Raw genomic sequence first — 23,410 nt, forward strand, 5'->3', positions numbered from 1 at the left:
ATATATTCCTCCAATGGATCATCCTTGGAGAAATAGCAATTTTCTTGGTTTCTTATCAAAACAGAAGCATCGTTCTAACGGTGCTAATGTTTAACTTTTTTTAGGACATTTTCAATTTCGCTTGACAGCAGATAATTCTTAAGTTAAAGTAAAATATATGAATTAAAGAAAATGATAACAAAATATTGATATTATTTTATCACTATGATAATATATTTTCATGAGGGGTGTGGATAATGAAAAGTTTAATTGCGATAATACCGTTGTACGATGAAACTAAAAATAGTTATTGGATGTTGCCAGGCTATATGCAGGGAATAGAAATGGCTGGCGGGCTTCCAATAATGTTGCCTTTAAGCGATGATGAACAATTATTAATGCAAGTTGCTAATACATTTGATGGATTTTTATTTACTGGGGGTCATGATGTATCACCAGCACTATATAACCAGCAGCCAATTGAACAATGTGGTATGCCATGCTTAAAAAGAGATAGTATGGAAAAGAAATTATTTGAATTAGTGCTTAAACAAAATAAACCAGCATTAGGAATATGCCGTGGCATTCAATTGTTTAATGTTCTTTCTGGTGGTACTTTATATCAAGATTTGCCAGCACAAAAACCAAGTACTATTAACCATCATCAAACTCCGCCTTATGATCATCCCATTCATCAAGTCAAACTCGTAGATGACACCCCCTTATCTAATTTATTGAAAGAAGACGTAATTGCTGTAAATAGTTATCATCACCAGGCCATTAAAGATTTAGCACCGACTTTTAAAGCGATGGCTTATAGTGAAGATTATTTAATTGAAGCTATTTATCATCCTGATAAAAAATTTATTTGGGCGGTTCAATGGCATCCTGAATTTTCTTATCAAAATGATCAAAATAGTCAAAAAATCCTATCAGCATTTGTCTGTGCCTGCAAAAAAGGAGCTTAATTAAGCTCCTGATTTTTTAATTTATTTAAAATTTCCTGTAATTCACTTTCATCAAAATGATACTTAGAATTACAGAACTGGCAAGACAATTCAGCTCCGTGATCTTCATCAATCATTGCCTGCAGTTCATCTTGACCAACAGTCATCAATGCTGCGGCCATCTTTTCTTTTGAACAATCACATTCAAAATACAAATCTTGAGTTTCTGTAATTTCAACATCTTCAAATAAAAGTTTTAAAATTTCTTCTGGTGTTTTCCCTTCATTAATTAAGGTAGAAACTGGGGGACATTTTTTTACCGCCTGTTCAATATAATCAATATCCTCATCAGTAGCATCTGGAAACAACTGAATAATAAACCCTCCAGCTGCTAATACTTCATTAGTTTCACCAACTAAGACCCCAAGAGAAACAACTGATGGTGTTTGTTCACTAACAGCAAAATAATAACTAAAATCATCACCAATTTCTCCAGTTTGTAATGGTACTGATCCAGTAAACGGCTCTTTTAATCCCATATCACGAACGACTTGTAAAGTCCCTTGATTTCCAACAGCAACGCCTACTGCTAATTTACCAGTATCATTATAAGTATAATGAACTTCAGGATTAGCAACAAAACCTTTAATTTTACCATCACCATTAGTTACACACATCATTGTTCCAATCGGACCACCACCATTAATGATAACTGTCATCTTCTCTTGATCTTTATTCATTTTAGCCATCATCAAAGAAGCAGACATCATTCGACCAATTGCTGCCGATGCTGTTGGCCATAAGTTATGTTTTTTACGCGCTTCATCAACTAAATTTGTGGTTTTACAGGCAAATACTCGACAATTTTTACTATTAACTATACCTCTTACTAAATAATCTTTCATATTAACCTCCTAAAAAAATATCGCAATTGATGATAAAACCATCCAAATTAACATACAAAATATAATAAACCAAATAAATATTTTTCTTCCACGATTAGACATATATATTCCTTTCATATTAATATTGCTTTAACAAACTAATAAAGAACAATAATTTTTGTCAAATCAAAACGAAAACTATGAAAAAAAAGCGACTAGCGCTTTTTATTTCATATCATCTAATAAATCATCAGCATCATCATATGAAGAGTTTTTTGATGAATCATTACTATCATTATCGATAATTTCGACATCATCTCTTCCATTATGACGATCTAACATTTTACCAGTATTAAACAATGATTCAATTTGTTCACCAGCTAATGTTTCATATTCTAACAATGCTTCAGCAATAATTGACAATTTATCCTTATTAGCTTCAATAATTTCTTTAGCTTTAGCATAACTTTCATCAATTATTTTACGAACTTGAACATCAATTTCATAAGCAATTTGGCCAGAATGCGAATTATTATGCTGAGTATAATCACGACCTAAGAAAACATTTCCTTGACCTGAATCATATTTAATAGGTCCTAAATCAGACATCCCTAATTCAGTTACCATTAAACGAGCAATTCTTGTTGCTTGTTCAATATCGTTTTGAGCTCCAGAACTTACATCACCAAAGAAGATTTCTTCAGCAACACGACCACCCATAAATCCGGCAATATTGGCCATTAACTGTGATTTAGTTTGGAAATATGTTTCTTCTTTAGGGGTCATTAAGTTATAACCACCAGCTTGTCCACGAGGAATAATAGTAACTTTCTGTACTTTATTAGCATCTTCCAAAGTTAAACCAATAACCGCATGTCCAGCTTCATGATAAGCAACTAAACGACGTTCTCTTTCAGTATATTTACGAGATTTTTTAGCTGGTCCTCCTAAAACTCTATCAACAGCTTCATCAATATCATCCATTGAAATTACTTTATGGTTTTCACGAACCGCTAATAATGCTGCTTCGTTTAAAACGTTTTCCAATTCAGCTCCAGAGAATCCTGGTGTTCTTTGAGCAATGTTTTTAAAATCAACATCTGGTGCAAATTTCTTATTTCTAGCATGTACTTTTAAGATTTCAGTACGAGCATTTTTGTCTGGATTTGCCACTTGAATTTGACGATCAAAACGACCTGGACGTAATAATGCAGGGTCTAAAACGTCAGCACGGTTAGTTGCAGCTAAGATAATGATACCTTCATTACCACTAAATCCATCCATTTCAACTAGTAACTGGTTAAGAGTTTGTTCTCTTTCATCATGGCCGCCACCCATACCAGTTCCTCTTTGACGCCCAACAGCATCAATTTCATCGATGAAAATAATACATGGTGCAGTTTGTTTAGCTTTTTTAAACATGTCACGGACACGTCCAGCCCCTACCCCAACAAACATTTCAACGAATTCAGAACCAGAGATTGAGTAAAATGGTACACTAGCTTCACCAGCTACAGCACGAGCTAATAAAGTTTTCCCAGTTCCTGGAGGACCTACAAGTAAGACCCCTTTAGGAATACGGGCACCCATTTGAGCAAATTTTTTCGGATTTTTCAAGAATTCCACTAACTCTTTTAATTCTTCTTTTTCTTCATCGGCACCAGCAACATCACTAAAACGTGTATTTTGATTCTTCTCTAATTTAGCACGAGAATTACCAAAATCAAAAGCTTTAGCATTGCCACCGCTTTGTCCCATCATCTTGAAGATAATATACATACCTCCAAGTAATAGTACATAAGGTAATACACTAATTAAAACTTGTACAAATACTCCACGATCATTAGCATCAACGATAGTTGTATCAATATCTTTTTCACTTAATAACGCTGTAAGTGACTGCATTTCTGCTTCAGTATTAGGAATTGTTGTAGTAAACTCAACTGTTTGGTTTTTACCATCAACTTTAGTTTCATAACTTCCTGTTACATCAACTACTAATGAAGATGGAACAATTTCAACTTCTTCGATATCTTCTTCTTGAACAATTTTAACGAACTCGTTATATTTAATTTCTTCACTGCTACTTTGATTCATGAAGGTTACAAAACCAGCAATCAAAAATAGAACAATGACCCAAGGAAGTATCGATTTGATTAATCCACTTTTGTTCATATACACTCCTTATTTATAACATTCTTCTTTTAATATTCCAACATATGGCAATTGGCGATATTTTTCATTAAAATCTAATCCATAGCCAACGACAAATGCGTTAGGAATTTTAAATCCAATGTAGTCAGCTTTCATATCAAAAACATGACATTCTTCTTTATCCAACATGGTAACAATCTTAACACTATTCGCATTTCGCTTCAAGAGCATTTCTTTTACGTTAAATAAAGTTTTTCCAGTATCTAAAATATCTTCTACAATCAAGATATTTTTACCACTGACATCATCTTTTAAATCTTGTTTAACAACTAATGTTTTCGATTCAACACCTTCATAGCTGCTTACATCCATATAATCAAATCGAGCATCGAAATCTAAATATTTAGATAGTTCAGCTAAAAAAGGTACTGACCCTTTTAAAAGTCCTACTAATAATACTTGTTTTCCTCGATAATCTTCATTGATTGTTTTTGCCAGTTCCTGGCATTTTGCACTGATTTGTTCACCAGTAAATAAAACTTCTTTTATATCCTTATGCATACTTTCCACTCCTAGTCATGTTCATAATTTTACCACATATAAATTAGGTTTTAAATATAAATACCTAATATTTTTTGCCAGATGGGGTACTAAAACAATCTCACCTTGATTATTTACGACAATCGGCCAAATACTTCGTTGTTTACGAGGTATTTTATTGTTGATAAATAATCTGGAAACCTTCTTTCTACCACCAGCTGTCATGATTTCATCACCAGGAAGAACTGTTCTTACAACAATTGGAAATTCCTGTTCATTCAAATAAACGCCTTCATTTAAATGACCTACTTCACTTAAATAAAAGTATTTATGATAATCATAGGTTAGATGATCATATTGAATGAAATAGCCATGGTTATCCTCATAACTAGCGACACGTATATTATTATACTCTTTTATGAACCTAATATTAACGGGAAGCGACATCTCAATATTTGGTTTAGAACTTTTCAACTGCTTAATGATTTCTAGAATCAATGTTTCACTAATCAACGGTGGATAGACCTGTTCCTTAACAATTTCATAAATAAAACTTTCTAATAAAGTTTCAGGAATCAACGTATAATCAATCACCCCGTTTTGATGATAAAGCTGCAAATATTTATCAATCTTTTTTAATTGATTAAAATAGCGTTGATTATGTTCATCTTTCCATTGTAATAGTTTAGCCACTTTTGCTTCATCATAATCTTTCAAAACAATATTTCTAACATAATCTCTAGTAAAATCAGTTTGAAAATTAGTATAATCATCGCGATAAGGCACATGATGTTCATGACAATAATTTCTTAAATATTCTTTTTTTACCGATAAGCAAGGTCGAATAACTTCTAAATTAAAAATATGGCTCACTTGCTTAATTCCTAGATACCCTTTAGTATTATTTCTTTTAAGCTGCATAACTACGGTTTCAATGATATCATCTAAGTGATGAGCTAAAATCACCTTTTTTGTCTTAAACTTTCTACCTGTTTCTAAATAAAAATGATACCGCAAGTTTCGTGCTTGTTCCTGAAAATTATCTTTTCCATAACTATCAGGATCGATTTCTTTAACAAAACAAGGAATTTGATTTTTTTTGCAATAATCGCTAACTGTCTGTTGATCCAAATCACTATCATCTCGTAAATGATAATTTACATGACAAACAACAATTTGATATTGGCTTTTAAATAACATATCTAATAAAGCCATTGAATCACAGCCACCAGAAACCCCTACAATATATAGCTGTTCCTTTTCTAACAATCGTTTAAAGCTATCCATAATTCCACCTCGATTATCTTTAACATTATAGCAAATTATTACCTTAATGCCAGATAATTTGCACTTCTTTTTTTGAAAAAATTAGATATTTAGACTTTAAAAAAAATAATGAATCGCATTCAAGCGACTTATTATTACTAATCATACTTAAAAATAATATTTTTCAATTATATTTTATTTCTAAATTTAATTGTCACCCGCTCTAGATGAAAAAGACAAAATTTATAACCTGTTTTACAAAACATAAACTACTTAGTTGCTATTCTACTTAAAACTATTAATCTACTGTCTTCCAATAAGAGTAAAATCCCACTAAGATAGGTTGATTTTTATCTATCTCGGTGGGACTTTATTTAATTAATATCTTTTTTTCAATTGATAAATAATGATTCCTGAAGCTACTAAAACTAATAATGCTGCTGTAAACATCGTTTCATCACCAGTAGCAACTTTTTTAGTCTGTTGCTTAGTAACTTGATCACTAGTCTGATCATCTACTTGACTTTGACTATCATCAATTACTTCATTAGTTTCATCGTTTGTTATTTCTTGATTAACTAATGTATAGTTGTATGGAATTACTGTCACATCATTTAAAATACCATATTCATCACCATCACGATCATCATCTTGATTGACAGCTAAAACTGCATTTAATAATGTAGAAGCAACTTTAACTTCAATTGTATTAGTTCCACTATTTAAATATGGCCCAATATCAACTAATGTATCAATTTGATTTACTGGAATTGTTTGTCCATTGATCAATAATTCATAAGTATCTGTTATGGTACCTAAATCTAAATAAGCGCCACTACCTTCTTGCCAACCTTGATCAACTTCAAAAGTAGCTTTATATGTTCCAATTCCTGATACATCCTGACAACCATCAAGTTGATTCCAAGGGACTAATTGTTTTAAATCAGCAAATTCAAGATATTCTTTTTTCGTACTAGTAGGATTATCTCCTGGTAGCCAGCTTTCAATCGTTAAGTCCCAATTATCAATGACAAAACTATCTTGAGCCTGTGGCAATGATATAGCTACCTGTTTACCATCTGATAAGACCACATTAGCTTCTTGATTAGAGCCGATTGCAATTAATTGATCATTTTCATTATACGCTACTTTAATATCGCTGCTAGTAGCTGTGGCTACATCTTTTAATGGTTCATCCATTAAAACAATTATAGTTGAATCATTACCACTTAAACTTAAATCTACCGTTACCGTATTACCATCACTGCTATATTTAGCTATAGGCGTAATCTTACCAGTCCAAGTATTAAATTGATAAGGAATACCACTACCTTTTAATGTTACTATCGTATTAATATCTGCAATCGATGGAGCTTCACGATAAGTATCCACATCACCATAATTATAGAAATAATAAATATCCTTGTCTTCATCTTGACGATGAACATTTAGTAATTTTGTTTGCTGACTATAAGCTGCTGCCGGTGTAATTTGTAATTCTTGTAACACTTGATATACTTGATCAACACTGGCAACCTGACGCACATTTGTTTGTTGCATTAATTCACTAATAATTGGATTAATATCACTTTCTTGATAGAAAGCATTTTGACTTGGTAAATCTCCCACAATAATAATTGGTAAACCATTTTTAGCATATTCTAAAAATCTCTTTGCCGTTTTTTCTGGTAGATCCTCCTGATAATTTAAGATCAGTGCCTGATAAGCAGGACCATCATAATCCAAACGGCCATTAGTTACTGTGGCATTTTCTAAATCAAGACTAGCTGGTGAAACAAAATCATAAGTATAACCATTTTGTTCCAACAAACCATTATCTTCGTATATTTTCTGACATCCAACAAAGTCAATATTTTCATAATAACTATGATCATAAATAGCTAAATCAACTTTAGCTTCGCCTTGACGTAACAGATATTGATTACGGGCAATAAAATCTGTATAACTACGCGCATCGGTCCAGTTAGGTTGTCTTTCACCCCAGCTATTTGACCATGTTGACGCTTCAAAACCATCAAAACCTGGCCATTGAACCCCATCGACATATCCATTAACACTACCTGGTCCATCATATTGTCCATTATAAGCATAACCATGGAAAACAACCTGATTTACACCTCCGGCAAAAGCTCGCTGAACATGCCACGCCTGGCTTTGGAAAGTTTGTTGATAGTTACCACAATCTTTTTCACCATTACCCCGAGTCTTGTATTCTCCAGTTTCCGGATCTTTTTCATTCCATTGTTCGGTCCATTCAGCAGCTGACTCAATTGAATAAAGTTCTTTATCAGTTAAATGAACCGCTCCTGATTGTAAACGATAAAAATCTAAATAATCATCACCATATAAAGTTTCTGTTTCTGGAATATCAACATACATCGCTGTTCTTGCTGTTTCTAATGTTTTTCCATATGATGTTTGATAACGTAATTCTAAACCATACTTTTGGCAAAATTCTTGTAATGGTTTAAGATGATTTTCAATATACAAATCAGTCAAATAATCTTTAAAATCATTTTGCAGCGCTTCATTATTTTTATTAAATGAAAAATCTGGTTCTGGTTCTCCCATATAATTACCTATAGCATCTTGGTCATAGATAGCTGGTAAATAAGCTGCAACATCATAATTATTTTTTTCTTCAAAACCGGTTAATAAACCGTAAGTCCAATCTAAATGAGTTTCAAACTCTAATGAATCAATAAATAAAGATTTTACATTCTTAAAACCATCACCATAATATGGTATCAAGTTATTTTCCCAATAATCAATAATCATTTGACTACCAGCTTTACTGTAATGATCAACTTGATTATTTCCATATTTTTGATTTCCTGATGGATGCTGCCACCAGGCAAATAACACATATTCTCCATCATCTTCAGGAGTCCATGAAGTCGTATAAGTACCATCTTCATTAGTGATAACGTTGTTAATGTCTAATGATATACAACTATCAAAATCTAATACTTTATTTTCCTTATCGACATATTTGGCAATCGTAACTGCCGCTAATTCAATTTTTCCATTAACTAAACTAACATCTTCCAATGCTTCATCAGACATTGGTAACTGACCATTAAATGGATTATCCTTAGTAATTCCATCTTGATAAGCCCCGTCTAATTCCATTTGAGCTCCTTGACTTGGATCATTGACATCTTTGATTGTTGGTAAAGCTAGTGGCCAAGCAGGAGTCATCGTAAAATCAATTGTAAAAACATATTCTCCGGCCACTTCTAACATATGTTTGATCATTTCATTCCATTGTTCACTGCCCCAATCAATTGAATCGCCACCTTCACCGCCAGTAGCTACTGGAACTATCTCAGCCCCACCAAAACCAGCATTGACCATTGATTTAATTTCAGCTTCAATCTCGGCTTTAGTCATATGTGATCCCGGAACCCACCAACGTGTCCGAGGACGATTTTCCATTGCAACATCAACAAATCCATCTATAAACGGATCATTCCCAGCTGCCTGACTAGGAATAATTAAACCACCGACTAATAATGTAGTTGCCATAATTCCTACTAATCCTTTTTTCCATGTTTTTTTCATATCCTACCTCCATCGCTGTCTAAATAATACCGTTTTACTAAATAAATTAATATTGACGAATCGGACATTTATTATGAAAAAAAACGACATTTTTTATCTTCATGTCAAATAATGCTATAATTAAGGTAACGGAGGCGAATATTATGAGCAAATTATTTTTAGATACTTTAACCGATCAAGAAAAACAACATCCAACTTTTTCTAAGCATAATCCTAATTCTTATTTAAGCAATCAGCCAGTAAGCAACAATAATTTTGAATTACGAAAAATTTTAAAATACTTTGATTCTAGTAAGACTTATATGTCATTAAATGCATCAGAAGAATTTAATAATTCACTTTCTATTGATATTAAATTGGAACAGCTAAATCAAATAGATAAAGATTTAAAGGTTACTTATCGAAAAAGCGTCTATCATAATCATGATTTCTTTGAAATAATCTATGTCTATGCTGGTAAATGTATTACAATTATCAATGATCATAAAATCGAACTACCAGTTAATCACCTTTGTCTATTTGACTTACAAACCGTCCATCAATTAATCATCCCTGATGACCAAACAAAAGTATTTAATATTTTAATTAGTCAGGAATTATTAACTCAAACTTTTTTACAATTATTAGATAATAATGATTTTGTTTCTAATTTCTTTATTAAATCAATTTATAATATCTCCAAACAAAATGAATTTCTAATTTTTGACTTAAACCAATATGACACCGCTTTATCTTATGTTAAACAAATCCTGGTCGAATTTTTTAGCCATAAGCCTTATTACAATAGTATGATTCAAATACTACTAGCAGCATTATTTCTATCATTAGCTAGACTATATCAATCAAAATTAGTCACTACAACAAAACAAGATCATAAAATTGATATCCAGCAATTATTGACTTATATCCAAGATCATTATCAAACTATCACTTTAAAACAGCTGGCTGAACATTTTGGCTATACAACTAGAACGATGATGCGTTTTCTTCAAAAGTATACTGGTCATACTTTTACAGAAATTCTTAAAGATTATCGCTTACAAAATGCCTGCTACTATTTAAAAAATACTTCGACTCCAATTGATGAAATCGCTCAAATGACCGGTTATGGTGATCGCAGTTATTTTGATAAAGTATTTAAACAAACATACCATCTTACACCAAAAGAATATCGTGATGCTTAAAAAGACTAATGGATATTGAAATGACTCCTTATTTAAGCCTCCTAGCTTATTTTTGTTCATTTCCCATCCACTAGTCTTTTATTCACTAGTATTTTCAATTATCTTAATAACCAGGATCGTTATATCATCAAGATTATTTTCATTTAACACTTGATCCATTAAGTATGTCGCAATTTCTTGCGGATGTTTACTTGCCAAGATATCTAAATGACTGCTTAGAATCTGTTCAAAACGACTACCAGTACCATCACTGGACATGATGATTACATCGTTATTTTGTAGACGCATTTCATAACTGTGCATTTTTAATTTAGAGACGACCCCAACCGGTAATGATTTAGTGGCTATTTTTTCTAATTTACCATCTCGTAAATGATAGCTGGGATTAGCACCATATTTAATCATCTTCATTTTAGCACTAGCTAAATTAATATTGCACAAATCTAAGGTCGTAAAGATATCATTGCGGTTTTTTATTTTTAATAATGAGTTAACGGAATCAATCGTATCTTTTAAACTGATTCCATTTAAAATTAACTTTGATAAAACTTCCAATGTCAGCTTGCTTTCATCTGCGGCTAATTTTCCTTGGCCCATGCCATCGCTTAAAGCTAAATAATGTAGATTATTTTGATGAAAGACACTAAAAGAATCGCCACAATGCATAGGATCTAGTGAATATTGCTGGATTCCATATTGTAATGAAAAGTTTTGCTGGTGTTTTAAAACTACTGAAGTATATCCCAGATAATGCATTGTATCCTTGACGGAAACCACATCTAATGTTTCATTTAAATAGGTTTCAATAATTGGGATCAATTCATTGATAACACCATTTTTATCAATATCTAATAAACCAATTTCTAATGTATAAGTATGCATAGAAATTTGATGACGATATAAATATGTAATATTGAAATGATAAGCTAATAAATGTTCTTTTAAACTATCGTCATTTAATGGTGTTTGTGATAATGAAGCGCTAAAGTTATCAAAAACATCACTCAATAGTGAAAATTCATAAAATAAATCTTTTTTTAAATGCGAATTTTCCTGATTGACTCTTTTTATCTTTTCATAACTTTCCCGATATTCATTTACAGCACTAATAAATTTATCAGGATTAATGCAATTTTGTTCAATATACTTCAAATCTTCTTTACTATAACTACTTTTAAATCCTTTATTAATCAATTTACCTAAACGACTGACATTACCATCATGATAGAAACACAAATCACGACTTGGACAATGACTACAAATATCTTCATAAACATATCCGACAAATTCACCAACATTAACGTCACGATTAGCTTCTTGAAAAATTGATGTCAATTGTTTAAATAAAGAGGCGAATGTACTGGCTCGTTGAATTAGTTTATTACGACTAGTAACTTGCTTATATTCTTCACTTAATATGCCGGGCTTTAGCTTTAAAGTGGGAATAAACAAAAATAAAGCTGCACTTATTACAATGACAAATCCATGATAAAAATAGTCGTATGTAATAAAAAACGGCAAAATCAAATGGCTCAATAAATACTGTGATGTACAGATTAATTTATTTTCTGGTTTATACATAAAGAAAATACTAAAAGGAAGGATTAATGATAATATCTCATCTTTAAGTAACGAATTAATAAACATCAAAACAATTGATATATATAAGATCGTGGGCATCGTACTTTGAATACCTAGGTAGTAAACGCTAAGTAATAAGTAGAATCTTAATAATATCATGGTATAAACCTGATTGATTTCCATTAATGAAATAATCGCCAGCATGATTATCACTGATAAAATCATCATTCTCTTATTAGTATAAACTTCTATCGTATTATGGACAAAGAGAGGGATAACTTCCAGGTAAAGTAAACTATGTATAATAGTAAAGGATAATATAACCAATATTTCTACATATGAATATTGGTAAATGTATAGAAAAATCGAACTTACTAAAGTAATTATCAGGGCTAAATACTTACTTTTAATAAACTTTAAATACATCAATATTTGCATCAAAATGATACTAGTAAGGGAGACTATCAATAGCATGTAACCATCATTATTTATATAAGTCACCAATATAATTGCCAGGGTATAAGTGATTATATAACGATAGCCACACGCAAATGATATTACTAGCATGGGCAGGACAAAACAAATAGATGTGTCATAAATTTTTACTAAACCTAGAAGGAGGGTCAGCCCAAAGATTGATAGATACGCCATTTTACCTTTTTTGATTTTTGTTTTTGCTTTCGTTACTGTCAAATCCATTTCATTCACCTCATAATCAAGATTATAGAGAGTAGTAAATGAATATTTTGTCACATTTTTTATTATGGATAAAAAATAACGATATTATTTTAATTTTTACTATTTAAAAGTATCTTAATGGCTGGTAGATTGTAGATATCGTTGATACGCTTCATTCCAGCTTTGATAATTTTCATCATTTCGATGATCACCTAATTGAAAATTATTTTTTAAATAATCTCCTAAATAACTGGTGACTTTTTTAGCACCATAATGATTTAAATGATCTCCTTGATCACGGCTATCTTGATTCCAATCGATACCAGGTGAGGTTTGGGGTAAATTCAAATCTAAATAAGGAATTTGATGTTCATTGACAAATTGTGATATTCCATTATGGCGTGGATAATTCCAGTTAATAGTACTTGGCGTACTTAAAAGCATAAAAGTTACCCCGTTTTCTTGACAAAATTTCGCCATATCTAAAACATAGTTTTCATTTATTTTATTAATTTTTTGAATTTGATCACTGTAAGTCATATAATTACTATCGTCGGCTTTAGCTACTACCGTACTATAAGAATATCCTTTATAATCATCTCTCCAAGTATATTCAACATCACCACCAAAATCAATTACCTTTAATGACTTCCAGCGATTATGATATTTAAAAATCGGTAATTTATTTTCAAATATGTTTGTTAAGGCGGTGGCTAAAGAAAAGTTACGATAAATAGCATCAGTCTCTAAGATCACCAGTTTGGGTTTTTGTTTTTCAAAAGCCTGAAGTAAAAAGTATTTACTTTCAGTCAATAGTTGACCAGAAGTTCCACAAACATAGCTAGTAATTCCATGGTCATTCCATAACTGCATTGGTGTAATTGCCGAATAGGATTCACTATCACCAATTACTAAAACATCAATACTATTTTCTTTTTCACCTAATATGCCATTAGCTGATAAATTATCCATTCCAAACACATCAAGATTATTTTTAGGAATAACAATCAGTGAAGCTCCTAATAAAAATAATCCCAAACCAATAATAAATAATGTACTATACAAGATATTTTTCACTTGCTGCATAATTACACCTCGATTAAAAATTTGCATAAATCGGATCAACTGGTATATATCCAGTTCCATAAGCCCCAAATACAATAATGAAAATAATTAATGCATAATATAGGCCCCATCTTATTACAATATTTTGCTTAGCAACTGTCTGTCTGATCTTAATATTTTTTTCTTTAAGAATACTAATGATCAAAACAATGATCACAGCGATGGCCAGAATGAAAAAATCATATTTATCCATACCTAATTCATATATTTTTCCATTAGTAAATGATTGCAATGAAAAATCACTAAAAATTTTGATAAACATTCTTATACCAACTTTTAATCCTTCTGCTCTAAAAAATAATTCTCCGATAACTACTAGTATACTTGTTTTAATTATCCGAATAAGTTTATATCCAAAACTTGCTGGATTGATATGTAATTTGTTTTGAATCTTTTTAATTGTTGGCTCAATAAAATTAGCCGTTAAAATTAAAGCAAAGTGATATAATCCAAAAAAGATATAATTCCAACCGACTCCATGCCACAACCCATTACCTAACCAGACTGCCAGTAATGCAATCCCGCCAGCCAATACGGCACCATGATGATTACCAAACCGTTTTCGAAGTTTTGATGATAAATTTTTTATCGGTTTACTCATTGAAAGGGGATAAAACAAATAATCCTTAAACCACAAACCTAAAGAAATATGCCAGCGCTGCCAAAATTCTGAAATACTTTTAGAAAAAAATGGTTGCTTAAAATTTTCTGGCATTCTAACTCCAAAAATCTGGCCACTTCCAATGACGACATCCATTGTTCCAGAAAATTCCATATATAATTGGCAAGTATATAACAAAGCGCCAACAAAAATAATACCACCATCATAACTGCTATAATCTTGAAAAACATTACTAATAAATGCATTAAGACGATCAGCAATGACCATTTTTTTAAACAGCCCATAAAATATTCTCTGGATTCCAAAGGTTAGATTTTGATATGTAACAGGATTTCCTTGATATAAAGATTCTGTAACTTCACTATATCGACAAATTGGCCCTTCCATTGTTAGTGGAAAAAAACTCATATACAAAGCTAATCGTCCTAGACTTTGATCAGCTTTTATTTTTTCATAATAGACATCAAATAAATATGATATCGCTCTTAAAGTATAAAACGATATTCCAATTGGAATAATAAATGCTGGAACACTCAATGAAAAATCTAATTTAAATATAGCTAGCAGGCTATTTAGATTCTTGATTAAAAAGCCACTATATTTTAAAACAACTAAAATACCTAAATTTAAAGTTACTGCCAAAGCCAAAATCTTTCTTTGTTTATTGCGATAACAAAGTTTAAGACTTTTGCGCTCACTTTTGGCAACCGTTTTTAATTCTTCATTCTGACGGTTTTGAACTAAAGTCAACCAAATACCAAAATGATGAATACCAAAAGTAGCTAAGACTAAATAAATGACTAATTCTTTACTGATCAAATAGAAAAAACAATAACTACATAATAGTAATACCAGCCACCGATATTTCTTTTTTACCAAATTATAAACAATGACAACAAGTGGTAAAATGATTCCTAAATACTCAAAGGAACAATATGAACGCATCTTAATTATCCTCTTGTAAAGACATGATCATTGTATAGATAGCTTTTACTGAATTAAAATTAGCAGGAACGATAGCTACTGCCGGAACAGTAACATCAAATTCATCTTCAATTTCAGCAACTAATGATAATATCGTTAGTGAATCTAAAATGTGATTATCAACTAATCTTTCATTATTTTCTAAATCTTCTCCTGGTAATAAGTCTTCTAAAATTTCTAATAATTTATCCACCTTTATTTCCTCCTATTGAATTGCTCGATTTAATAAATCGGTTCTAACTGAATCACGAATACAAATAAAACTATTATCGGGATTAACGCGAATTATCATTGGTAAATCCCGGCTTAAAAATAACGAAATACCTTCCATCATACAATATGCACCAGTTTGCCTAAATACCAATAAATCTCCTATTTGTAAATTGGAAATAGGCAACTGTTTAACTAAAATGTCATTGACAGTACATAAAGCCCCACAAATATTCCAATTAATTTCATTTTGCTTATTTCTAGCTGGATAAATATCCATCAATGGATGTTTCATTGCCATTGATTGTCCATAATAAACTAAATGATTGATACCCCCATCAACAATGGCATAGTTTTGATTATTATTAGTTTTTGTATCAACAACTTTTGTCAAATAATAGCCACAACTCGCTGCAATGCTGCGCCCTAATTCTAAAGTAATCGTGGCTGGATAATTAATTGTCTGCAATAACTTGGAAAATTCCACCAAATGATTGCTTTCATTAAAATTATCCTCTTTAAAATACGTTACTGGTAACCCGGGTCCAAATTCTAAATTATGAATTTTAATTCCTGTTTGATCAGTAATTTCATTTAAAAATTCTTCAAGAAATTTCACTTCTTTAGTTAATTTTTTTAATGAATATTTTTGAGTTCCAGAAAAATATTGAATCCCAAAAACTTCAATATACGGATTTGATTTTGTTTCTTGCAATAATTGTAATACTTCTTCTTTATCTAATCCAAATTGATTACCACTAGTCAATCGGATCAACATTGGAGTTATTTGCTGATGCTTTTTAGCACATTGTTCTAATAAACTAAATTGATTTAACGATTCGACTGTATATGCTCGAACTGATAAATGAGAACCAATTAACTCGTCAATCACTTCTGGTGTTTTATATACACCAGAAACAACTAATTGTTTTGGCGCAATCTGTTCTTTTTGGCAAATCCGAAGTTCCCCTGGTGAACAAACTTCAAAACAGGTAACTTGTGATTTTAAAGAGCTAATGATAAATGGATTAGCTTTCATGGCATAACAGATTTTGATTTTATCAGTTAAAATTGTTGATAAAAGTTTTATTCTTTCATTTAAGCGATTGATGTCAAAAACATACATCGGGGTAGGATATTTTTCAACCAATTTTTTTACCATTATCTCATTCATGAACAACACTCCTTTTCAATAATAATTTTCGATCTATTTTTCCATTTTTATTTAATATAAAATTATCAACTTGTTTAATTTTACTAGGAATCATATATATCGGTAACTTTTGTTTAAGATCCTGGTAAATAGCCTCTTTTAAACAATCACCTTGATAAAAACAATAAATACGACTTTTTTTATCATCATAGACAACACAGCTGCGTATAACACCATTAACACCATTGACTGCCAGTTCAATTTCTTCTAATTCAATTCGATGTCCCTGATGTTTAATTTGAAAATCTTTACGACCACAAAAATACAAACTGTCATTTTGATCAATGCGTCCTAAATCACCCGTTCGATAAATAATATCAGGATATTTGTCATTTAATGGATTTTGGACAAATTTAGTATTAGTTTGTTGTAAATCGTTATAATAACCCAAAGCCAAATTGCCACTAACGACTATTTCGCCAAAATCACTCTCTTGATCATGTTCATCTAACAAAAATACTCGTCGATTTGAAAAAGGATGATCAATAGGAATTCCCTGTTGATAATCATGATAACAATCAATAATATGATAACTACAGTTACAAGTTACTTCAGTTGGTCCATATAAATTAACAAATTCAACTTGTGGTAAACTGCTCATCCATTGTTTTAAATGTGATAATGGCATAACTTCACCACTAAATAATACTTTTTTTAAACTTCTGGGTACTTTATAATCTAAACCGTGAAATGATGTAATCAAACATAAAGCCGAAACTGCCCAGATCAAAACAGTTACTTGATGCTGACATAAATAATCAATTAATACGACTGGCTGTAAAAACATTTTTTTATCAACAATCACCAAAGTCGCTCCCACTTTTAATGATGTGTAGATATCTTTAACTGAAACATCAAAATCAAACGGTGCCTGATTAGCCAATATATCTCGATGACCAAATTCAAAAGTTCTGACAAAATCATTGATAAAACTAATTACGCTACGATGAGATACGACTACTCCTTTAGGAACACCAGTTGAACCAGAAGTAAAAATTGTATATAACGGATCGATATCTATCATTTTTTGACGAATACTTTTTAGTTTCTTATAATCACCTGATTGCGTTAGTATTTCTTCAATTAAAACAATCTCTTGTAATCCAAATATTTCTTCAGCCATTTTCAAGTGCTGTTTATCAGTAATCACTACCTGACTTTTTAAAATCTGTTTCATTTGTTTTAACCGTGAAACTGGTAAATCAGGATTAAATAAAACATAAAAATTACCTGAATAAACAATCCCTAAAAAGGATATTAATGTCAAACTGCTTTTTTCCATCAAAACAACAATTGGCTGTTTTGTAAGTTCGTATTTAGCTAGATAACTACCACATATTTGACTTAACGTTTCTAGCTTACCGTAAGTAAACGTTCTTTTTTCATCAATAACAGCAACTTTATCTGGTCTAATCTTCGCCTGATATTCTAAATATTCTAATACATTTTTCATTTTGTCCTCCTTATCTTTACATCTATCACTATAAAACAGCTACCTTTATTAAAGATTTATTGAACCTTAATGTTTGTTAAGATTTGAAAAAAAACAACTATCCTCTTTGATAGTTGTTTTACTTTCGATTAAAAACGATAATAAATTGCGTATGATATGGTTTATCTGGTGGTACTTTAAGGATAATCGTTCCTTGATGCAGTTCGACAATCTTTTTAGCAATCGATAAACCTAAACCAGTTCCTTTGCCACTGGTTCTGGCCTTATCTGCCATAACAAAGGGTTCAAAGATCGATGATGCCAGCTGATGATCGATTCCGATGCCATCATCCCCGATAGTAATGATTATTTGTTTATTAGTTATTTTTAAAGCAACATAGATGGTTGTTCCTTCTTTATTATATTTTAAACTATTAGAAATTAAATTATCTAATAGACGATTAATTAGTTTAGTATCAAGTTCAAAATAAATGGGTTCATCAGGAATATCAACTTCTAAATTAAATCTCGATGCAATAATTTCATTATATTTTTGTATCAACATTAATTTTAAGGTTTCACATAGTTCGACTTGTTTTAATTCTATTTGATATTTAGGATGATCCATGGAAACATAATCAAATAATGTATTGATTAAACCAATTGCATCATCGGCTTTTTTTATCATTATACGTAAATATTTTTCAGCCTGCTTATCATCAATCTTGTTATCAATAAAAGCTTTAGCATAACCTTGAACAACTGTCAGTGGTGTTTTTAGATCATGGGATATATCGACGATTAACTGTTCTTTTTCTTGCCTTGCTGTTTTTAAACGTTCTAACAGATCACGAAACTTGTCTAACACCGTTTGGAATTCACTTGGTAAATGATTATTCTCCACTATTAAATTACCGTTTTGACATGAATCAATAGCTTTATTTAATGGCATAACTAGTTTTTTGATTTTTCTTGCAAATAATAAACTTTGAACAATTGCTACTAACAAGATAACAACTGCGGCGATTAACCAAAGCCAGTTTGTTTCTATAACTACTTTTTCATAAGTTAGATCATTGATTATCGGTGAGATAAATACCAGGGTTCTTTCATCATCATTAACAGTAGTATATGAAGTTTTTGTAATTTCATGTTTATTATCATAAAAACCTTTCAAATAATAAAATTCTTTTTTCGTTAACTGTTGTTTATCATTAAACAAAGTTCCACTAACAATTATCAAATCTTGGTCTAAAACACACTCATCAATAATATACTCCTGTTCATCATCTTGACCATATAAAGTAACATAATACAGTTTTTGATTAGTATCTTGATCAATACCCTGATAAACTGAATATGACATCGATTCTTGATTATCATTAATATAAACCAAGTCAGTGTAGCTAACATTTTCAACTACTTCCTGTCTAGTTCCATAAAGAACTTTTCCATTTTCATCAAAAATAATAAAATCACAGTTTCTAAGCCTATTGGCATCAATTTGAGCAAACTGATCATTTTCTAATTCTGTTTGATATTCATATAAAGTATCAATTGTAGGAAAAGCATTTGTAAGATGATTACTAATCCAATAATTAAATAAAATATAAATTCCTAATAATAAAATGGAATATAAAAAGAATTGTCGTAAACAGATCGTAACAAAACTTCGTTTACGTCTTATTTTCAATTTTATAACCCAGCCCTCTAATTGTTTTAATATATTTAGGATTTGTTGGATCATCTTCAATTTTAGAACGAATATTTGAAATATGAACCATCATGGTATTATCATCATTATCATATAGCTCACCATTAATACAACTATATAGCTGAGCTTTAGTAAAAACTCGTTCTGGTTCTTTCATCATCTTAGCTAATATTTTTAATTCCGTTACTGTTAATGAAACTACTATACCATTTTTCTTTAATCTAAATTTATCTAAATCAAAATCTAGTTCTCCTAAGATTAAATGATTATCTTGTTTGTTTTGGGTTTCTATTTGATAATTATAACGTCTTAACATTGCATTAACATAAGCCAATACTTCTAAAGGATTAAATGGTTTGGTAATATAGCCATCTGCTCCTAAATCTAAACTAGTAATTCGATCAACATCCATCGTTCGGGCTGAAATAATAATAATTGGAAAATTTTTAATTTTTCGAACTTCTTTAATAAACTCATAACCATTCATCACTGGCATCATAATATCAACTAAAGCAATTGATATATCTTGCTTACGAATAATTTCCAGTCCTTCTTCACCATTAAAAGCCGTATAAACATTAAAATCTTGCCCATCAAAATATAACAGTAATAATTCAACGATATCTTGATCATCTTCTACTATCAGCACATTCGGTTTCATTAATAATTCCTCCTGTTCTTTAGTATAGCGAATCTAATTCTAAAAAAGATTATTTCAAAACTAAAGGAAATAAATAATTCCCTTAATTTTTCTTAAGGGAATCTACTTGCTTAAATTGAATATCTACTAAATTATCGGTAGCTAGACAAAATAAATAATTACTAGCGATTATTTTTTGATAATAATATATATTATCAACTTTCCATTTTATTAATTTTGAATCTACAGTAAACAAAGCATCGTTATCGAGTAAACAACTAAATCGATCAAAAGTATTGCTAATACCACTGCCCAAATATTTAACATAACTTTCTTTAGCACACCAGATTTGAAAAAAGCTTTGTTTTATGTCTAAACTATTATTAAGATAATTAATTTCGCTAGGATTAAAAAAACGTTTTGCTAGTTTTAAATAATGGTCATTACTATTTTTTTTCTTTAATTCCATTAATTGGACATCAATACCTAAATTTTGATGACCAAAAGCAACCAGCCAATAAAGACCACTATGAGAAATTGAAAAATGAATTTGGGGATATTTAATATTTGATGGCTTACCTCGATCGTTATACGTAATTTGCCAGTCATTTTTATTTAAGACTAATCCAAGTGTTTTAAAATAATCTTGGGCCATTAAAAATAATAATTCATGTGAAGCTATCTTAGCTTCATTTTTTACTATATATACTATTACAGCATTTTCCATAATAAAATCCATTAGAGAAAAAAGTTGATTAAAATCAACTTTTTATTCAATCATATTCTCTTTCTTTTTAGCTAACATAGCATATTGTGAAACTTGTCGTAACCCGGCATTTAATAACACTAAAACTGTCACCACAGCAATAAATGTTAATAACCATTGCACTAAATAAATATCAGCGCCAAAAGTAATTGGCATATCCCAGATAGCATGTAATGCAATAACATAAACTAAAAATTTTAAGAATTGACCACTTAAAAGATGTTTGCTGGTAAGCGGTTCTTCTTTTTTAGCTACGATCAAACCAACCCCGGCAATTGCACTCCAAGTAGTATGACAGCCAAAAGATAAAATAGATCTTAATAATAAGATATTTAACATCACACTAATTTGACCATTACTATAGATAAAAGCATTAAAAGCATAACCAGCCGTTTCAAACACGGCAAAACCAGCTCCAACACAAGCACCAATTAACATTCCATTTAAAATGTATTTAGTATTTTTTCTTCTTACATAAAAAATTACAACGGCTATCTTTCCAATTTCTTCAATAATTCCTACTAAAATAGCTCCAATATAATCAAGCTGCTCAACATTAATAATTTCATAAAGAATTAAAGTACAAACTAACGATAAAGCCCCACCGACAAAAAACATCGTTACCACATCAAATATACTAATATTTCGAGGAACATTGACTTCCCAGAAGAAAATTAATGCTGAAAATGGAACCATCAGTGCTCCAATAAAAATTGCTCCAGGAATTGCATTGGTGTTATAAAAATTATTAACCATCACAAATAAAGCAATGAAAACAATTAAAAACATCAAAAAAACTCGAGAATATAACCAGGGCTTAGGCCAGCTGGAAACCATATCAGCCTCTTTAGGAGTAGTAGTTTTAGTACCGGTTATAAATAACTCTTCCCGTTCTGCTACAGAATGTTTCTTAAAAACTTCAGAAAATAATTCCTTTAACTTAATTTCAACTTTACCATCTTCACCAGTCATACTATTAATAGTATTAGTAAAATTATCTAGCCCCTTTTTTAAATAAGCTTGAATATTTTCACTATTATTATCATTGACTAACTTAGCCCCACAACTAGGACAATAATTCATTACACCGGTATATGGCTTGCCACATTTATAACAATAGTGAACTTTGTTATCTTCTACCTTATTTTCATGACCACAATATTTACAAAACTTAGCATTTGCATCAATTGTTCTGCCACAATTGGAACATACTTTTTCCATCAAATCACCTTCTTTTTTACTACATTATATACTATATTTAAACAAACGACTATCATTTTTATCTTTACAAAAAACAAGCAGATAAAATTATCTGCTTGCAACCAAACTATAACTCCAATTTAAAACTAATATCACCTAAAATTTTAGATGAATCAAATTGTTTAAAATTCATACTTTCTAATAATCTAATCGAACGATAATTATCATCATAAACATGAGCAAAAACCATTTTAAAGCCATATTCTTCTTTTAAAACACGCAATAATACCTTCAGGGTTTCTCTTGCATAACCATGATGCCAATAAGTACTATCGAAAGTATAACCAATAATCAAACTTTTTTCATCAATAACTTCTAAATAATAATCACCGATCATTTCCTCATTTTCTTTTAAAATAACTGCTAAATGATAATTGCCGATCTTTCCTTCAAAAGGATGCTTTAAACAATATTCAACTCTTTTTACCGCTTTTTTATAAGGATAACGCCACCATGACTGGTAAAAAGCCACTTCTTTTTTATTACGATATTCACTCATCCTTACAGCATCTTCGCGTTGTAATTCCCTAAGATATAAACGCTGGGTATCAATCCTTTCCATCAAGTCACTCCAATCTAACTTTTATCATACACCAACCAGTAGTTAATTACAATTAAGCCGAATCTAAAAATAAGTAAAAATTTG

The 23,410-nt window shown here is 30.6% G+C and carries 18 protein-coding genes; 2 read left to right on the forward strand and 16 right to left on the reverse strand.

Features of this window, described 5'->3' with window-relative positions:
* The first annotated feature begins 236 nt into the window (after window positions 1-236).
* Window positions 237-947, forward strand: coding sequence for a gamma-glutamyl-gamma-aminobutyrate hydrolase family protein (locus Q0K54_RS06605; RefSeq protein WP_294579349.1), 711 nt, complete (start codon window positions 237-239; stop codon window positions 945-947).
* Here Q0K54_RS06605 and hslO read toward each other — a convergent pair.
* From hslO to Q0K54_RS06630, 5 genes are all read right to left on the reverse strand, one after another.
* Window positions 944-1,831, reverse strand: a complete 888-nt coding sequence (hslO, locus tag Q0K54_RS06610) for an Hsp33 family molecular chaperone HslO (protein WP_294579351.1) — start codon at window positions 1,829-1,831, stop codon at window positions 944-946. The genes Q0K54_RS06605 and hslO overlap by 4 nt on opposite strands.
* Window positions 1,832-2,035: 204 nt before the next feature.
* The gene (gene ftsH / locus Q0K54_RS06615) at window positions 2,036-3,985 is read right to left on the reverse strand and encodes an ATP-dependent zinc metalloprotease FtsH (protein WP_294579354.1); all 1,950 of its coding nucleotides are present in this window, start codon (window positions 3,983-3,985) and stop codon (window positions 2,036-2,038) included.
* A gap of 9 nt (window positions 3,986-3,994) precedes the next feature.
* The gene (gene hpt / locus Q0K54_RS06620) at window positions 3,995-4,525 is read right to left on the reverse strand and encodes a hypoxanthine phosphoribosyltransferase (RefSeq protein ID WP_294579357.1); all 531 of its coding nucleotides are present in this window, start codon (window positions 4,523-4,525) and stop codon (window positions 3,995-3,997) included.
* A gap of 21 nt (window positions 4,526-4,546) precedes the next feature.
* Window positions 4,547-5,791 carry a tRNA lysidine(34) synthetase TilS gene (gene tilS / locus Q0K54_RS06625; protein WP_294579360.1) on the reverse strand — a complete coding sequence of 415 codons (1,245 nt, stop codon included), beginning with the start codon at window positions 5,789-5,791 and terminating at the stop codon, window positions 4,547-4,549.
* 357 nt (window positions 5,792-6,148) lie between these two features.
* Window positions 6,149-9,355, reverse strand: a complete 3,207-nt coding sequence (locus Q0K54_RS06630) for a glycosyl hydrolase (RefSeq protein ID WP_294579363.1) — start codon at window positions 9,353-9,355, stop codon at window positions 6,149-6,151.
* A 143-nt stretch (window positions 9,356-9,498) separates the two neighbouring features.
* On the opposite strand from Q0K54_RS06630, the gene Q0K54_RS06635 reads away from it, so the two are divergent.
* Window positions 9,499-10,539: an AraC family transcriptional regulator gene (locus tag Q0K54_RS06635; protein ID WP_294579365.1), complete on the forward strand. Its 1,041-nt coding sequence runs from the start codon at window positions 9,499-9,501 to the stop codon at window positions 10,537-10,539.
* A gap of 78 nt (window positions 10,540-10,617) precedes the next feature.
* Here Q0K54_RS06635 and Q0K54_RS06640 read toward each other — a convergent pair whose 3' ends face one another.
* From Q0K54_RS06640 to Q0K54_RS06690, 11 genes are all read right to left on the reverse strand, one after another.
* On the reverse strand, window positions 10,618-12,345 hold the full coding sequence (locus Q0K54_RS06640; protein WP_294579370.1) for a PP2C family protein-serine/threonine phosphatase: 1,728 nt from the start codon (window positions 12,343-12,345) through the stop codon (window positions 10,618-10,620).
* 588 nt (window positions 12,346-12,933) lie between these two features.
* A complete protein-coding gene (locus tag Q0K54_RS06645; protein ID WP_294579374.1) occupies window positions 12,934-13,884 on the reverse strand; it encodes a hypothetical protein in 951 nt (316 codons plus the stop codon).
* A 13-nt stretch (window positions 13,885-13,897) separates the two neighbouring features.
* On the reverse strand, window positions 13,898-15,490 hold the full coding sequence (locus Q0K54_RS06650) for an MBOAT family protein (RefSeq protein ID WP_294579377.1): 1,593 nt from the start codon (window positions 15,488-15,490) through the stop codon (window positions 13,898-13,900).
* Between the two features lies 1 nt (window position 15,491).
* The gene (locus Q0K54_RS06655; RefSeq protein ID WP_294579379.1) at window positions 15,492-15,722 is read right to left on the reverse strand and encodes an acyl carrier protein; all 231 of its coding nucleotides are present in this window, start codon (window positions 15,720-15,722) and stop codon (window positions 15,492-15,494) included.
* A gap of 12 nt (window positions 15,723-15,734) precedes the next feature.
* Complete coding sequence (locus Q0K54_RS06660) at window positions 15,735-16,913, reverse strand: alanine racemase (protein ID WP_294579381.1); 1,179 nt, start codon at window positions 16,911-16,913, stop codon at window positions 15,735-15,737.
* Entirely contained in the window at window positions 16,906-18,405 is a 1,500-nt protein-coding gene (locus Q0K54_RS06665) for an amino acid adenylation domain-containing protein (protein WP_294579384.1), read from the reverse strand. The genes Q0K54_RS06660 and Q0K54_RS06665 overlap by 8 nt, the downstream gene beginning before the upstream one ends.
* Before the next feature lie 118 nt (window positions 18,406-18,523).
* Window positions 18,524-20,077, reverse strand: a complete 1,554-nt coding sequence (locus tag Q0K54_RS06670) for a sensor histidine kinase KdpD (RefSeq protein WP_294579387.1) — start codon at window positions 20,075-20,077, stop codon at window positions 18,524-18,526.
* Window positions 20,061-20,759 carry a response regulator transcription factor gene (locus Q0K54_RS06675; protein ID WP_294579389.1) on the reverse strand — a complete coding sequence of 233 codons (699 nt, stop codon included), beginning with the start codon at window positions 20,757-20,759 and terminating at the stop codon, window positions 20,061-20,063. Before Q0K54_RS06675 ends, Q0K54_RS06670 begins: the two co-directional genes overlap by 17 nt.
* 82 nt (window positions 20,760-20,841) lie before the next feature.
* Window positions 20,842-21,465, reverse strand: coding sequence for a 4'-phosphopantetheinyl transferase superfamily protein (locus tag Q0K54_RS06680; protein ID WP_294579392.1), 624 nt, complete (start codon window positions 21,463-21,465; stop codon window positions 20,842-20,844).
* Between the two features lie 42 nt (window positions 21,466-21,507).
* The gene (locus Q0K54_RS06685; RefSeq protein WP_294579395.1) at window positions 21,508-22,725 is read right to left on the reverse strand and encodes a PrsW family glutamic-type intramembrane protease; all 1,218 of its coding nucleotides are present in this window, start codon (window positions 22,723-22,725) and stop codon (window positions 21,508-21,510) included.
* Window positions 22,726-22,831: 106 nt separating this feature from the next.
* The gene (locus tag Q0K54_RS06690; protein WP_294579397.1) at window positions 22,832-23,326 is read right to left on the reverse strand and encodes a GNAT family N-acetyltransferase; all 495 of its coding nucleotides are present in this window, start codon (window positions 23,324-23,326) and stop codon (window positions 22,832-22,834) included.
* Window positions 23,327-23,410 lie beyond the last annotated feature (84 nt).

The sequence above is a fragment of the uncultured Thomasclavelia sp. genome, from assembly GCF_944324745.1.
Lineage (GTDB): Bacteria > Bacillota_I > Bacilli_A > Erysipelotrichales > Coprobacillaceae > Thomasclavelia.

What these genes read in the sequence shown, in the direction of transcription:
- Q0K54_RS06665 (WP_294579384.1), bottom strand. Translation starts at nt 18,405, where the DNA reads ATGAAAAATGTATTAGAATATTTAGAATATCAGGCGAAGATTAGACCA.
- Q0K54_RS06635 (WP_294579365.1), top strand. Translation starts at nt 9,499, where the DNA reads ATGAGCAAATTATTTTTAGATACTTTAACCGATCAAGAAAAACAACAT.
- Q0K54_RS06645 (WP_294579374.1), bottom strand. Translation starts at nt 13,884, where the DNA reads ATGCAGCAAGTGAAAAATATCTTGTATAGTACATTATTTATTATTGGT.
- ftsH (WP_294579354.1), bottom strand. Translation starts at nt 3,985, where the DNA reads ATGAACAAAAGTGGATTAATCAAATCGATACTTCCTTGGGTCATTGTT.
- Q0K54_RS06650 (WP_294579377.1), bottom strand. Translation starts at nt 15,490, where the DNA reads ATGCGTTCATATTGTTCCTTTGAGTATTTAGGAATCATTTTACCACTT.
- Q0K54_RS06680 (WP_294579392.1), bottom strand. Translation starts at nt 21,465, where the DNA reads ATGGAAAATGCTGTAATAGTATATATAGTAAAAAATGAAGCTAAGATA.
- Q0K54_RS06675 (WP_294579389.1), bottom strand. Translation starts at nt 20,759, where the DNA reads ATGAAACCGAATGTGCTGATAGTAGAAGATGATCAAGATATCGTTGAA.
- Q0K54_RS06660 (WP_294579381.1), bottom strand. Translation starts at nt 16,913, where the DNA reads ATGAATGAGATAATGGTAAAAAAATTGGTTGAAAAATATCCTACCCCG.
- hslO (WP_294579351.1), bottom strand. Translation starts at nt 1,831, where the DNA reads ATGAAAGATTATTTAGTAAGAGGTATAGTTAATAGTAAAAATTGTCGA.
- Q0K54_RS06605 (WP_294579349.1), top strand. Translation starts at nt 237, where the DNA reads ATGAAAAGTTTAATTGCGATAATACCGTTGTACGATGAAACTAAAAAT.
- hpt (WP_294579357.1), bottom strand. Translation starts at nt 4,525, where the DNA reads ATGCATAAGGATATAAAAGAAGTTTTATTTACTGGTGAACAAATCAGT.
- Q0K54_RS06690 (WP_294579397.1), bottom strand. Translation starts at nt 23,326, where the DNA reads ATGGAAAGGATTGATACCCAGCGTTTATATCTTAGGGAATTACAACGC.
- Q0K54_RS06685 (WP_294579395.1), bottom strand. Translation starts at nt 22,725, where the DNA reads ATGGAAAAAGTATGTTCCAATTGTGGCAGAACAATTGATGCAAATGCT.
- Q0K54_RS06640 (WP_294579370.1), bottom strand. Translation starts at nt 12,345, where the DNA reads ATGATTTTATCAGTGATAATCATGCTGGCGATTATTTCATTAATGGAA.
- tilS (WP_294579360.1), bottom strand. Translation starts at nt 5,791, where the DNA reads ATGGATAGCTTTAAACGATTGTTAGAAAAGGAACAGCTATATATTGTA.
- Q0K54_RS06630 (WP_294579363.1), bottom strand. Translation starts at nt 9,355, where the DNA reads ATGAAAAAAACATGGAAAAAAGGATTAGTAGGAATTATGGCAACTACA.